Genomic DNA, 13,549 nt, shown 5'->3' on the forward strand with positions numbered 1-13,549 from the left:
AGCCTGCCTTCGCAAAATCCACGGGCCGGGACCGTCCTCCAGCCCTGTTCGCAGCCTTGTTTCGCCGAGAGAAAGACGACGCCCCGCCATGAGCAGCACCCCCTTCGACCCCTTCGCCACCCATCTGGACCGCGACCGCGCCCTGGCGATCCTGCGCGACGCCACGGCGGGGGCCGAGGACGGAGAGCTGTTCCTGGAACATTCCGTGTCGGAAACGCTGGTCTTCGACGACGGGCGGCTGCGCAACTCCGGCTATACCGCCGAACAGGGCTTCGGCCTGCGCGCCGTGCGGGGCGAGGTCACGGGATACGCCCATTCGACCGAGATTTCCGAACCCGCCCTGCGCCGCGCGGCGGAAACCGCACGCCTGGCGGTGGGCCAAGGCGGCGGCGTGATGGCGCCCGCCGCGCCGATGCAGGTCCGGCCGATGTACATGGCCGCCGACCCGGCCGAAGGCATCCCCTTCGCCACCCGGATCGAGCTTCTGCGCCAGATCGACGACTACGCCCGGTCCCGCGATCCGCGCGTGGTGCAGGTCACGGTGTCCCTGGCCTCGTCCTTGCAGCAAGTGGCGATCCTGCGCCCCGAGGGCGGGCTGGTGACCGACATCCGACCGATGGCGCGACTGAATGTCGGCGTGATCGTGGAAAACAACGACCGCCGCGAATCCGGCGGCCATGGCGGCGGCGGCCGCGTGTCCCTGGCCGGGCTGATGGATCCCGCCCATTGGCAGCCCGCGGTGGACGAGGCGCTGCGCATCGCCCTGGTCAACCTGCGCTCGGTCCCCGCGCCTGCGGGGGTGATGGACGTGGTGCTTGGCCCCGGCTGGCCGGGCATCCTGCTGCACGAGGCCGTGGGCCACGGGCTGGAGGGCGATTTCAACCGCAAGAAGGCCTCGGCCTTTGCCGGGCTGATGGGCCAGCGGGTCGCGGCGCCCGGCGTCACCGTGGTCGATGACGGCACCATCCCCGACCGGCGCGGCAGCATCGGCGTCGACGACGAAGGCATGCCCCCGGCCCGCAACGTGCTGATCGAGGACGGGATCCTGGTGGGCTTCATGCAGGACCGCCAGAACGCGCGCCTGATGGGGGTGGAACCGACCGGCAACGGGCGGCGGCAGGGCTTTGCCCATGCGCCGATGCCGCGCATGACCAACACCTACATGCCCGGCGGCGATGCCGATCCGGCCGCGATCCTGGCCGACCTGCGCGACGGCATCTATGCGGTGGGCTTCGGCGGCGGCCAGGTGGACATCACCAACGGCAAGTTCGTGTTTTCCTGCACCGAGGCGTATCGCGTGAAGAACGGCGTGGTGGGCGATCCGATCCGGGGCGCGACCCTGATCGGCGATGGCGCCACCGCGCTGCGGCAGGTGCGCGCCATCGGCAACGACATGGCCTTGGATCCCGGCATCGGCAATTGCGGCAAGCAGGGCCAGTGGGTGCCGGTGGGCGTCGGCCAACCGACCCTGCTGATCGGCGGGCTGACGGTCGGCGGATCGGCGGCCTAAGGGATCGCTAACCAGTTGTTAACGCCTTCCGGGTAAGGGTGATTCCCGGACAAGGCGGGGGCAGCATGGATACCGGGCATCTTCCTTTCGGCAGGCAGGGCACGCAGGACGACGACCTGACGGTACTGCGCCTGATCCGGTCGCGACGGGTGGGACCGGCCACCTATCACCGGCTGATCGCCGAACACGGCGGCGCGCGGGCGGCGCTTGACGCCCTGCCCACCATCGCGGCGGCGGCGGGCATTGGCGATTACGAACCCTGCCCCGAAGGCGTGGCGGCGGCGGAACTGGCGGCGGGGCGCAAGGCGGGCGCCCGGCTGATCCGCTGCGATTCGCCGCTCTATCCCGCCGCGCTGCGCGAGATCGACGGGGCGCCGCCGATCCTGTGGGTGCGTGGCGATCCGGCCTGGCTGGCGAAGAACCCGGTGGCGGTCATCGGCGCGCGCAACACATCCTCGCTGGGGTTGCGCATGGCGCGCGGCATGGCGGCGGGCCTGGGCGAGGCCGGGCATACCATCGTCGCGGGCCTGGCGCGCGGCATCGACACCGCCGCCCATAACGCCGCCCTGCCGACCGGCACCGTCGCGGTGATGGCGGGGGGCGTCGATGTGATCTATCCCGCCGAAAACCTCGTCCTGGCCGCCCAGATCGCCGAAAAGGGTGTGCTGGTCTCGGAACAGCCCCCCGGCACCGAACCGCAGGCCCGGCATTTCCCGACCCGCAACCGCATCGTCTCGGGCCTGTCCCTGGCCGTGGTGGTGATCGAGGCCGCGCATCGCTCGGGCACCCTGATCACCGCGAAGAACGCCCTGGACCAGGGCCGAGAGGTGATGGCGGTGCCCGGCCATCCGATGGATGCGCGCGCGGGCGGCTGCAACCAGCTGATCCGGGACGGCGCGCTGCTGGTCAGGAACTCCGCCGATGTCTGCGCCGCCCTTGCCCACGAAGCCGGGGCGGCGGATACGCCCGAAGCGCCCCCTGCCCCCGCCCCCCGCCCCGAACCCGTCGAGGCCGGAGAGTTGGAGGCGCGGATCCTGTCGCGGCTTGGCCCCTCGCCTTCCGATGAGAATGATGTGATCCGCGACCTGGGCCTGCCCGCGGCGGCGGCTAACGCGGCGATCCTGTCGCTGGAATTGCAGGGGCGGCTGCTGCGGGTGCCGGGCGGACGTCTGGCGCTTGGCTGAGGATGCTGCACGGAACGGTTGACCGCGCCCGGTTGACACTGGCAGGCGCCCGACACATGTTCCCGGCCCATTGCAGATGCGCCTTGAGGTAAGAATGCCCGTTGTCGTCGTGGAATCTCCGGCCAAGGCCAAGACCATCGAAAAATACCTTGGCGGCAACTATCGCGTGCTTGCCAGCTTCGGCCATGTCCGCGACCTGCCGCCCAAGGACGGCAGCGTCGATCCGGCCGACGATTTCGCCATGAAATGGGAGGTCGCGGCCGACAGCAAGAAGCATCTGAAGGCGATCAAGGACGCGCTGAAGGACGACCCGACCCTCATCCTGGCGACCGACCCCGACCGCGAGGGCGAGGCGATTTCCTGGCATCTGCTGGAAGCCCTGCAACCGGCCCTGAAGAAGGGCAGCGGGGTCAGCCGTGTGACCTTCAACGCCATCACCAAGGCCGCCGTGACCGAGGCCATGGCCCATCCCCGCCAGATCGACCAGCCGCTGGTCGACGCCTATCTGGCGCGCCGCGCGCTGGATTACCTGGTGGGCTTCAACCTGTCGCCGGTCTTGTGGCGCAAGCTTCCGGGCGCGAAATCGGCGGGCCGGGTGCAGTCGGTGTGCCTGCGCCTGATCGTCGACCGGGAAATGGAGATCGAGGCCTTCAAGGCCCGCGAGTACTGGTCCGTCCATGCCCGGCTGGCGACGCCCCAGGGCGCCGAATACGACGCGACGCTGGTCTCGTTGGCGGGCGCCAAGCTGGATCGGTTCGACCTGCCCAATGCGGAAAAGGCCGCGATGGCCGTCAGCGCGGTCGCCAGCCGCGACTTGCGCGTCGGCAGCGTCGCCGCCAAGCCCGCCACGCGGAACCCCTGGCCGCCCTTCATGACCTCGACCCTGCAACAAGAGGCCAGCCGCAAGCTGGGCATGGGCGCCAAGGCCTGCATGTCGGCGGCGCAGCGGCTTTATGAAGCGGGGCTGATCACCTATATGCGGACCGACGGCATCGACATGGCGCCCGAGGCGGTCCATGCCGCGCGCGACGCCATCAAGGCCAAGTTCGGCGACAGATACGTCCCATCCAGCCCGCGCATGTACAAGAACAAGGCCAAGAACGCCCAGGAAGCCCACGAATGTATCCGCCCCACCGACATGATGCTGTCGCCCGACAGGCTGAACGTCAGCGCGGACGATCAGCGCAAGCTGTATGACCTGATCTGGAAGCGGACGATCGCCAGCCAGATGGAAGCCGCCCGGATGGAGCGCACCACGGTCGAGATCGCCAGCCCCGATAATCAGGTCGGGCTGCGCGCCACTGGCCAGGTGGTGCTGTTCGACGGCTTCCTGCGCGTCTATGACCAGGGCCGCGACGACGACGAGGGCGAGGACAGCGCCCGCCTTCCCGCGATCCGGGAAGGCGAACCCGCGACGCTGGTGAAGAACGCCTTCCTCTCGGATTATGAAAAGGCCGCGGCGTCCGAGGATTCGCTGATCGAGACCGCTTCGGCCGGGCAGTTGGTGGCCGGGGGTTTCGTGGCGAATGAAACCGCCGCGGTGGCCGCCCGCCAGCACTTCACCCAGCCGCCCCCCCGCTATACCGAGGCGACGCTGGTCAAGCGGATGGAGGAACTGGGCATCGGCCGCCCGTCCACCTATGCCAGCATCGTCACCACGATCCAGGACCGCGACTATGTCCGCAAGGACAAGAACCGCCTGATCCCCGAGGACAAGGGGCGGCTGGTCACGGTCTTTCTGACGAAATACTTCCCGCGTTATGTCAGCTATGACTTCACCGCCGATCTGGAAAACGAACTGGACGAGATCAGCGCGGGCGACCTGATGTGGCGCGAGGTGCTGGGACGTTTCTGGAAAGATTTTTCAAAGGCCTTGGAAGGCACCTCGGAACTGCGCATCACCGAGGTTCTGGACGCCATCGACGACGCCCTGGCTCCGCACCTGTATCCGCCGCGCGCCGATGGCGGCGATCCGCGCGAATGCCCGCTGTGCCACAAGGGCCGGTTGAACCTGAAGACCGCGCGGTCCGGGGGCGCCTTCATCGGCTGCTCGAACTATCCCGAATGCCGCTATACGCGCCCGATCTCGGCCCCCGACGGCGAGGCGGTGGTGGGCGACCGCATCCTGGGCGAGGATGACGGCGACCCGATCAGCCTGAAGACCGGGCGCTTCGGCCCCTATGTCCAGCGCGGCGAGGCCACCGAGGCCAATCCCAAGCCCGCCCGCGCCTCGATCCCCAAGGGCTGGGATCCGGCGACGCTGGATCTGGACCGCGCCGTGCAACTGCTGTCGCTGCCGCGCCCGGTCGGCCCGCATCCCGAGGATGGAGAGCTGATCGAAGCCGGGATCGGCCGCTTCGGCCCCTATGTGAAGCACGGATCGAAATACGCGAACCTGCCGGATGTCGAGGAGGTCTTCACCATCGGCATGAACCGCGCGGTCGAGGTGCTGGCCGCCAAGCAGACCCGCGGCCGTGCGGCCGCCGCCGCGCCGCTGCGCGAGTTGGGCGACCACCCGGATGGCGGCGCGATCCAGGTGATGAACGGCCGCTATGGCCCCTATGTGAAATGGGACAAGGTGAACGCCACCCTGCCCCGCGATGTCGCGCCCGAGGATCTGACGGTGGAGCAGGCGCTGGAGCTGATCGCGGCGAAGGCGGCGAAATCGCCCGCGAAGAAGAAGGCCGCGCCCAAGGCCAAGGCAGCGGCAAAGCCTGCGGCGAAGAAGGCGACCGCGAAAAAGGCCGCGCCGAAGAAACCGGCGAAGAAGGCTGCCGAATAACGAAAGGTCGGCGGCCCGACCCATGCCGGTCCGTCAAACCCCGGCGGCGATGCCTGCGGCTTCGGCCAGGAAGCGGCTGCGGACGCCCTCGGCATGGGGGTTGTCGCGCAGGATCGTCGCCAGCAGTTCGGGCGAATCGTCCTGCACCATGGCGGCGGCCTCGGCCAGCTTCTGGAAGCTGCGGGTCGCCATGCGCTGCGGCAGGGGGCCAAGCCGCGACAGGCTGCGGGCGATCAGATGCGTCAGCCCCTGGACCACCGCCATGTCGCGGTCATGCTGGTCCGGCGTGGTCGGGATGACCTCCAATCCCTGGGCGCGCAGGAAGGCCGCGATCCGCCGGTGCGCCCCGCCCCGCAACGGGCACCAGGCGATGCGGTGGCCCGCCAGGCCCTCGGCCGCGCTGGCGGGACCGAACAGGGGATGGCTGGCGATGACCTGAACATGCGGCGGCAGCAGATCCAGCATCAGCCGCGCCGGTTCGACCTTGACCGAGGCCACGTCGATCACCACAGCGCCCGGCCGCAGATGCGGGGCGATGGCGCGCAGCACCCCGGCCATCCGCGACAGGGGCACCGCCAGCACGACGATATCGGCAAGCGCCGCCTGCGCCAGATCGACCTGCGGCAGGTCGTTCGCGCGGACCTGCGGATCGCAGACTGTCAGCGCCAGATGCGGGCGCAGGTGGCGGGCGGCCAGTTGGCCGAAGGCGCCAAGGCCGATGATGGAAAGCGTTTCGGGACGGAATGACATGGGACGGACCTTTCGGCTTGCGCAAAGGTCGTTGTCATGTCGCCGTCAACCGCACCCCTGCGCGGTTGACATGATGCTGCCCCCGCTATGTCAGCGGGCGGTAATAGGTCGCAAAGGCGGCAGCGCGTTTCATGCCGTCCTGATGGCGCCGCGTTCCGGCAAAGTCAACCATGCTGCACCGCCGCATTGACTTGGCGCCGGACGCGGGCGACAAATCGGCAGCGGTCATTCTGGGGAGGGACGATGAAAAAGGTTTATGCCACGGCGGGCGAGGCGCTGGACGGGCTGTTGCACGACGGCATGTTCATTGCCGCCGGAGGGTTCGGGCTGTGCGGCATCCCCGAACTGCTGATCGCGGCCATCCGCGACGCGGGCACCAAGGATCTGACGATCGCGTCCAACAACTGCGGCGTCGATGATTTCGGCCTGGGGATCCTGCTGAAAACCCGGCAGATCAAGAAGATGATCAGCAGCTATGTCGGCGAAAACGCCGAGTTCATGCGCCAGTATCTGTCGGGCGAGCTGGAGCTGGAATTCAACCCCCAGGGCACCCTGGCCGAGCGGATGCGGGCGGGCGGCTGCGGCATCCCCGGCTTCTATACCAAGACCGGCGTCGGCACCGTCATCGCCGAGGGGAAAGAGGTCAAGAGCTTCGACGGCCAGGATTACATCCTGGAGCGCGGCATCGTCGCGGATCTGTCCATCGTGAAGGCCTGGAAGGCCGACGATACCGGCAACCTGGTGTTCCGCAAGACGGCCCGCAACTTCAACCCGCCCGCCGCGATGTGCGGGCGTGTCTGCGTGGCCGAGGTCGAGGAGATCGTCCCGCGCGGGTCGCTGGACCCCGACCTGATCCACTTGCCCGGAATCTATGTGCATCGGATCGTCCAGGGACAGCACGAGAAGCGCATCGAACAGCGCACCGTGCGCAAGCGGGAGGACGCGTAGTTTGGACTATGACGCAATTAACCGTGACATTGAGCGAGCAGAGCTTATCGTAGGTCTCTCTCTCACTCGTGCTCAATATTTTGTTGAAGAACGGTTCGGAAAGGACGTCTTAGCCGGACGACCCGAATTATCTGTCAACTTAGCGATTGCTATTGCTTCAGTTATGAAAAGCAAATCCACGGAGGCTTACTGATGCCCTGGGATCGCAACCAGATGGCCGCGCGGGCGGCGCAGGAACTGGAAGACGGGATGTATGTGAACCTCGGCATCGGGATTCCGACGCTGGTGGCGAACTATGTCGGCGACAAGGACATCACCCTGCAATCGGAAAACGGGATGCTGGGGATGGGGCCGTTCCCGTTCGAGGGCGAGGAAGACCCGGATCTGATCAACGCGGGCAAGCAGACCATCACGGAACTGGACCGCACCGCCTATTTCGACAGCGCGACCAGTTTCGGCATGATCCGCGGCGGCAAGATCGCCGCCGCCATCCTGGGCGCGATGGAGGTGGCCGAGAACGGCGACCTGGCGAACTGGATGATCCCCGGCAAGCTGGTCAAGGGCATGGGCGGGGCCATGGATCTGGTCGCGGGCGTGGGCCGGGTGATCGTGGTGATGGACCACACCAACAAGGCGGGCGAATCGAAGGTTCTGCGCGAATGCACTCTGCCCCTGACCGGCAAGGGCGTGGTGGACCGCATCATCACCAACCTGGGCGTGCTGGACGTGGTGCCGGGCGGGTTGAAGATCGTCGAATGCGCCGAGGGCGTGACCGAGGAGGAACTGCGCGCCGCGACCGAAGCCACCATCGTCGGCTGATCCGTCGCGCGGGGTGGAAATGTCGGCGGGGGGCCTTGCCCCCCGTCGCCGTTTCGGCGACTCCCCCCAGGATATTTGGGCAAAGGTGAAAGACCAGGCATGACCGCCGATCAGATCGCAGCAGCCTTCACCCGCGCCGACGGGACGTTCCTCTGCGCCCGCTGGGGGCGTCCGGTGGCGCCGGTGATCTTCGGTCTGGCCGATGAAAGCCTGGACATCTTTCGCGGCGCGATCCGGGCGGGCTTTGCCCATGCGCGCCATCCGCTGGGCGAGACCGACCCCGAGATGGGCGCGAACCTGATGCTGTTCTTCGTCCGCGACTGGTCCGACCTGGCGGATATTCCCGATCTGGACCGGCTGACCGACGCGCCGGGCCTGCCCGACCGGCTGGCGCGGGCGGAGGCGGATCAATACCGGCTGTTCCGCTTTGACGCGGATGGCGGCATTCGCGCCTGCCTGGCATTCCTGCGCATGGGCGGCGCGCTGGCCGACAGCCATCCGGGACACCTGGCCGAGGCGATCTTCATGCGCTGCGCGCTGACCTTCGCGCGGGACATCGCACCCTCGGCCCCGGTGGCCGCGCTGATCCGGGCGGCCTATGACCCGGTGCTGCCGGTCGCGGCGACGGATCCGGCCCATGCGCTGCGGCTGGCGGCGCGGATGGGGGACGCGTGATGCACAGGCTGACCGTGCGCGTCTATTACGAGGATACCGACCTTGCCGGGATCGTCTATTATGCCAACTATCTGAAATTCATCGAACGCGGCCGGTCGGAATGGTTGCGGGCGCTTGGTGTCGACCAGGCCGCGCTGAAGGCAGCGGGCCGGGTGTTCGCCGTCCGCCGGATCGAGGCCGATTACCTGCGCCCCGCCCGCTTTGACGATCTGCTGACGGTGGAAACCATGCTGGCCCAGGCGACCACCGCGCGGATCGTCATGGACCAGGCCGTCCGGCGCGGCGAAGCGGTCCTGTTCACGGCGCGGGTCACGCTGGCCTGCCTGGACGCGGCCGGGCGGCCGGTCCGGCTTCCGGCATCGCTGGCGGGTCTGCTGGAAACCCCTTCGGGCATTGATGAAAAGTGACGGCATTGTGTTGCGGCAAGGGGCTGCAACCTTTGCTAGGAAGGCGCTAGAAGGCCAGCAAACCGACCGGAACGCCGGCCGGGTCCGCGATGGATCACGACGAAAAGGCAGTGATGATGGAACCGATCCAGGCCGCGCAGGCCCTTGATTTCTCGCTGATGGCGCTGTTTGCGCGCGCCTCGCTGACGGTGCAGGTGGTGATGGTGCTGCTGATCATCGCCTCGGTCTGGTCCTGGGCGATCATCATCCAGAAATTCCTGGCCTTCGCCCAGGCCCGCAAGGAAGCCGCGCGCTTCGACCGCAGCTTCTGGTCGGGGGAACCGCTGGACGACCTGTATGACCGGCTGGGCGATCGTCCCTCGGGCGCGTCGGAACGGATCTTCGCGGCGGGCATGACCGAATGGCGCCGCAGCCACCGCGACGACGGCGCGCTGATCCCCGGCGGCCCGGCCCGCATCGACCGCGCCATGAACGTCGCCATTCAACGCGAGGAAGCGCGGCTGTTCCGGGGCCTGTCCTTCCTGGCGACGGTCGGATCCACCGCGCCCTTCATCGGGCTGTTCGGCACCGTCTGGGGCATCAAGACCGCCTTCGAGGGCATCGCCATGTCGCAGGACACCAGCCTGGCCGTGGTCGCGCCGGGCATCGCCGAGGCGCTGCTGGCGACCGCCCTGGGGCTGCTGGCCGCGATCCCCGCCGTCGTCTTCTACAACAAGCTGTCGGGCGATGCGGAGCGCGTGACCGGCAACTGGGAGGCGTTTGCCGACGAATTCTCGACCCTGCTGTCGCGCCAGATGGACGAGGCCTGAGATGTCGGCCGCCGTCGTCAAGCGGGTCAGCCGCAAGGGCCGGGGCCGCCGCCGCAACGCGCCGATGTCGGAAATCAACGTCACGCCCTTCGTGGACGTGATGCTGGTGCTGCTGGTGATCTTCATGGTCGCCGCGCCGCTGATGACGGCGGGCGTGCCGCTGAACCTGCCGCAGACCGCCGCGACCGCCGTGCCGACCGAACCCGAAGAGCCGCTGGTCATCTCGATCCCCGCCGATGGCGACGTGATGCTGATGGACGCGCCGGTGGCGCAGGACCAGATCGTCACCCGCCTGCGCGAGATCCTGGCCACGCGCGAAAGCCAGCGGGTGTTCCTGCGGGCCGACGGGGCGATCCCCTATGCCCGCGTCGTCCAGGTGATGGGCGCGCTGAACGCGGCGGGCCTGTCCGACATCGTGCTGGTCACGGATATCGGCGGGCCGAGGATGGACGGCTGACGCCATGGATGACCGCGAAGGGCGCATCGGCTGGTGGGTTTCGGGATCGGCGCATACCGCGCTGATCCTGTGGGCGGTCCTGGGCGGGGTGTTCCTGCGCCCGCAGCCCTCGACCCCGCTGCGCACGACCGAGGTCGCCACCATGAGCGGCGCCGAGTTCGAGGCGCTTGCCGCAGCGTCACGCGGGGCCGGTCCCGTGGGGCGCGACGCCACGGCGGTGGCGACGATGCCGGCCCCGACGGATGCCGACGCCACGGCCCAGGCCCCCGCAGCCGCCAGCCTGCCCGACGCGCAGGAGGCCGCGCAGGATCTGGCCCCGCCCGACCGGCCCGAAGCGCGGCCCGACCTGTCCGATTTCGCCCGCCCCGATCCGGTTGCGGTCGCCACCGATCTGGGGGCACCTGCGCAAAACCAGACCGCCGCGGACGCGGTCCCGGCGACTCCGCAGCCCGAGACCCGGCCCGATGCGGCACCCGCCGGGCAGCCGGTGGCGCCCCGGTCGGAATTGGCGCTGGACCGTTCGGCCCTGCCCCGGCTGCGGCCCGAAGGCCTGGTCGAGCAGCGCAATGCCCGCCTTGCCCGGCAAGAGGCCGAACGCCGCGCGGCGGCCGAGGCTGCCCGCGCGGAAGCCGAAGCCGCCGCAGCGGCCGCAGAGGAACGCCGCCTGACCGCCGAGCGCGAAGCGGCCGAGGAAGCGCGCCGGGCCGAACGCGCCGCCGCCGAGGAGGCGGAGCGTCAGGCCCAGGCGGAAGCCGAGGCCGAACGGCAGGCCGCGGAGGAACGGCGCCAGGCAGCGGAGCGCCGAGAGGCCGCCGAACGCGAGGCCCGCGAACAGCGCGAAGCCGAAGCCGCGCGCGCCGAGGAAGAACGTCGCGCAGCCGAGGCCGAGCGCGCGGCCGAAGAACGTCGCGCGGCGGCCGAGCGTCGGGAGGCCGAGGAACGCCGGGCGGCAGAGGCCGCCGAGGCGGAACGGCGTGAAGCCGAGGCCCGCGAGGCGGCCGCCGCAGCCGAACGCGAAGCCGAGGAGCGCCGCGCCGCCGAAGCCGAACGTCAAGCGGAGGAAGAACGCCGGGCAGCCGAGGCCGAGCGGCGGGCCGAGGAAGAACGCCGCGCGGCGGCTGAACGCGAGGCCGAGGAACGCCGCGCCGCCGCCGAACGAGAGGCCGCCGAACGCGCCGAAGCCGACCGCCAGGCCGAGGCCGCGCGCCAGCAGGCGCTGGAGGATGCGCTGCGCGAGGCGCAGGACGGCAATGCCGGAGCCGAGGGCACGGATACGGCCTCGACCGGCGATGCCGTGGGCGGCAACAGCCAGATGATCGACGGCGGGTCGGGGGCCTCTGCCGCGCAGGATCCGCTGGCGGCAGCCTTGGCCGGGGCGATGTCGGGCGGCGGCGGCACCACGGACAGCCCGTCCGGCGGGGCGGCAGGGGTCGAGCCGATGCAGCTTGCGCCCTCGACCATCCGCCCGGCACCGCTGGACGGCGGCATCGACATGTCCAGCCTGTCGCAAGCCCAACCGCTGTCCCTGGCCGAAAAGGACGCCTTCCGCACGGCCCTGCGCCAGTGCTGGAACGAAGGCGCCTTGTCGATCGAGGCGCGGCAGATGTCGGTCTCGGTCGCGTTCAGCATGACCGCCGACGGCAGGCCCATCGCGGACAGCCTGCGCATGGCCGATTACCGGGGCGGGCCGCAATCCGGGGCGGACCACGCCTTCCAGGTCGCCCGGCGCGCGATCATGATGTGCGGCGGCGCTGGCTTTCCGCTGCCCTTCGACAAATACAGCCGCTGGCGGGATGTCGTGGTCGAGTTTCGCCCCGACGGTATCGGATTTGACTGAGGCCGGTCCCCCGGTCCCGTCGCAAGGATGATGAGGATATGATGCTTCGGACGCTGACCCTGACCCTGTCGATGGCCCTTGCCGCCGCATCGGCCGCCCTGCCCGCCCTTGCGCAGGACGGCCCCCTGAGGATCGAGATCACCGACGGCGTGACCGAACCGATGGCCGTCGCCATCCCGGCCTTCCACGGCGACGCGGCCGTGGCCCAGCGGATCCGCGACGTGGTGGCCGCCGACCTGACCGGCACCGGACTGTTCCGCGAAATCCCGAAGGACGCGCAGGTCGCCCGCCCCGGCAGCTTCGGCGAGGCCATCGCCTATGAGGATTGGCGCGCGGTCAACGCCCAGGCGCTTGTCTCGGCCGAGGTCACGCAATCGGGCGAGGCGATCAGCGTCAAGTTCCGGCTGTTCGATGTCTACGCAGGCCAGGCCCAGGGCGACGGGATGCAGTTCGACGCCCGCGCCGGCGACTGGCGGCGCGCGGCGCACAAGATCGCGGACCAGATCTATGCCCGGCTGACCGGGGAGCAGCCCTATTTCGACAGCCGCGTGGCCTTCGTGCAGGAAACCGGACCCAAGGACGCGCGGATCAAGCGGATCGGGGTGATGGACTATGACGGCCAGAACATCCTGTGGATGACCGACAGTTCATCGCTGGTGCTGGCGCCGCAGTTTTCCCGCGACGGGCGGCGGCTGGTCTATACCAGCTTCGACAGCGGGTTTCCGCAGATCCGGGTGATGGAGGTGGCGACCGTCACGTCCCGCGCGCTGACGCAGGACGCGAACAGCATGGCGTTCTCGCCCCGGTTCAGCCCGGACGGACGCTGGATCGCCTATTCCCGCGAACAAGGCGGCAATACCGACATCTGGCTGATGGACGCGGCATCCGGCGCGCAGCGCCCGCTGGTGCAGTCGCCCGCCATCGACACCGCGCCCAGCTTCAGCCCGGACGGGCAGCGGATCGTGTTCGAATCCGACCGTTCCGGCAATCCGCAACTGTATGTCGTGGGCGTCGGCGGGGGCGAGCCGACCCGGATCAGCTTCGGCGACGGGCGCTATGGCTCGCCCGCCTGGTCGCCCAAGGGCGATCTGATCGCCTTTACCAAGCAGGTGGGCGAACGGTTCCACATCGCCACGATGCGCGTCGACGGGTCGGGCGAAAAGACCCTGACCGAATCTTTCCTTGACGAGTCCCCCACCTGGGCACCCAATGGCCGCGTGGTGATGTTCACGCGGGTCACGCCGGGCGGGAATGGCCAGCCGCGCCTGCATTCCGTGGACATCACCGGACGCAATATGCGACCGCTGAGCCTTGACTTTGCCGCCTCGGATCCCTCTTGGGGTCCATTGATGCCCTGAAGCCCGCACCGGA

At 69.1% G+C, this 13,549-nt stretch carries 12 protein-coding genes; 11 read left to right on the forward strand and 1 reads right to left on the reverse strand.

Annotated elements, in window-relative coordinates; genetic code table 11:
- Positions 1–88 precede the first annotated feature (88 nt).
- The 3 genes from tldD to topA all read left to right on the forward strand — a co-directional run bounded on the left by tldD (position 89) and on the right by topA (position 5,476).
- The gene (gene tldD, locus ACTJI6_RS13315) at positions 89–1,510 is read left to right on the forward strand and encodes a metalloprotease TldD (RefSeq protein WP_440801322.1); all 1,422 of its coding nucleotides are present in this window, start codon (positions 89–91) and stop codon (positions 1,508–1,510) included.
- A gap of 65 nt (positions 1,511–1,575) precedes the next feature.
- Positions 1,576–2,694, forward strand: coding sequence for a DNA-processing protein DprA (gene dprA / locus ACTJI6_RS13320; protein WP_440801324.1), 1,119 nt, complete (start codon positions 1,576–1,578; stop codon positions 2,692–2,694).
- A gap of 94 nt (positions 2,695–2,788) precedes the next feature.
- Positions 2,789–5,476, forward strand: a complete 2,688-nt coding sequence (gene topA, locus ACTJI6_RS13325) for a type I DNA topoisomerase (protein WP_440801326.1) — start codon at positions 2,789–2,791, stop codon at positions 5,474–5,476.
- A 33-nt stretch (positions 5,477–5,509) separates the two neighbouring features.
- On the opposite strand, the gene ACTJI6_RS13330 is transcribed toward topA, so the two are convergent.
- Positions 5,510–6,226 (reverse strand): prephenate dehydrogenase/arogenate dehydrogenase family protein, encoded by a 717-nt coding sequence (locus tag ACTJI6_RS13330; protein ID WP_440801327.1) that lies wholly within the window; start codon positions 6,224–6,226, stop codon positions 5,510–5,512.
- A 243-nt stretch (positions 6,227–6,469) separates the two neighbouring features.
- Here ACTJI6_RS13330 and ACTJI6_RS13335 point away from each other — a divergent pair, with 243 nt between their 5' ends.
- The 8 genes from ACTJI6_RS13335 to tolB all read left to right on the forward strand — a co-directional run bounded on the left by ACTJI6_RS13335 (position 6,470) and on the right by tolB (position 13,536).
- On the forward strand, positions 6,470–7,174 hold the full coding sequence (locus tag ACTJI6_RS13335) for a CoA transferase subunit A (RefSeq protein WP_126153362.1): 705 nt from the start codon (positions 6,470–6,472) through the stop codon (positions 7,172–7,174).
- Between the two features lie 192 nt (positions 7,175–7,366).
- Positions 7,367–7,993: a CoA transferase subunit B gene (locus ACTJI6_RS13340; protein ID WP_440801330.1), complete on the forward strand. Its 627-nt coding sequence runs from the start codon at positions 7,367–7,369 to the stop codon at positions 7,991–7,993.
- A 99-nt stretch (positions 7,994–8,092) separates the two neighbouring features.
- Positions 8,093–8,668, forward strand: a complete 576-nt coding sequence (locus ACTJI6_RS13345) for a hypothetical protein (protein WP_440801331.1) — start codon at positions 8,093–8,095, stop codon at positions 8,666–8,668.
- Positions 8,668–9,075, forward strand: a complete 408-nt coding sequence (ybgC, locus tag ACTJI6_RS13350; RefSeq protein ID WP_440801333.1) for a tol-pal system-associated acyl-CoA thioesterase — start codon at positions 8,668–8,670, stop codon at positions 9,073–9,075. Before ACTJI6_RS13345 ends, ybgC begins: the two co-directional genes overlap by 1 nt.
- 113 nt (positions 9,076–9,188) lie before the next feature.
- Entirely contained in the window at positions 9,189–9,884 is a 696-nt protein-coding gene (tolQ, locus tag ACTJI6_RS13355) for a protein TolQ (protein WP_420899384.1), read from the forward strand.
- A gap of 1 nt (position 9,885) precedes the next feature.
- On the forward strand, positions 9,886–10,341 hold the full coding sequence (locus ACTJI6_RS13360) for an ExbD/TolR family protein (protein ID WP_440801336.1): 456 nt from the start codon (positions 9,886–9,888) through the stop codon (positions 10,339–10,341).
- 4 nt (positions 10,342–10,345) lie between these two features.
- Entirely contained in the window at positions 10,346–12,178 is a 1,833-nt protein-coding gene (locus ACTJI6_RS13365; protein ID WP_440801337.1) for a protein TolA, read from the forward strand.
- Between the two features lie 41 nt (positions 12,179–12,219).
- Positions 12,220–13,536 (forward strand): Tol-Pal system beta propeller repeat protein TolB, encoded by a 1,317-nt coding sequence (gene tolB / locus ACTJI6_RS13370; RefSeq protein WP_440801362.1) that lies wholly within the window; start codon positions 12,220–12,222, stop codon positions 13,534–13,536.
- Positions 13,537–13,549: the final 13 nt, after the last annotated feature.

The sequence above is a fragment of the Paracoccus sp. 22332 genome, from assembly GCF_052045125.1.
Classification (GTDB): Bacteria; Pseudomonadota; Alphaproteobacteria; order Rhodobacterales; family Rhodobacteraceae; genus Paracoccus; species Paracoccus haematequi_A.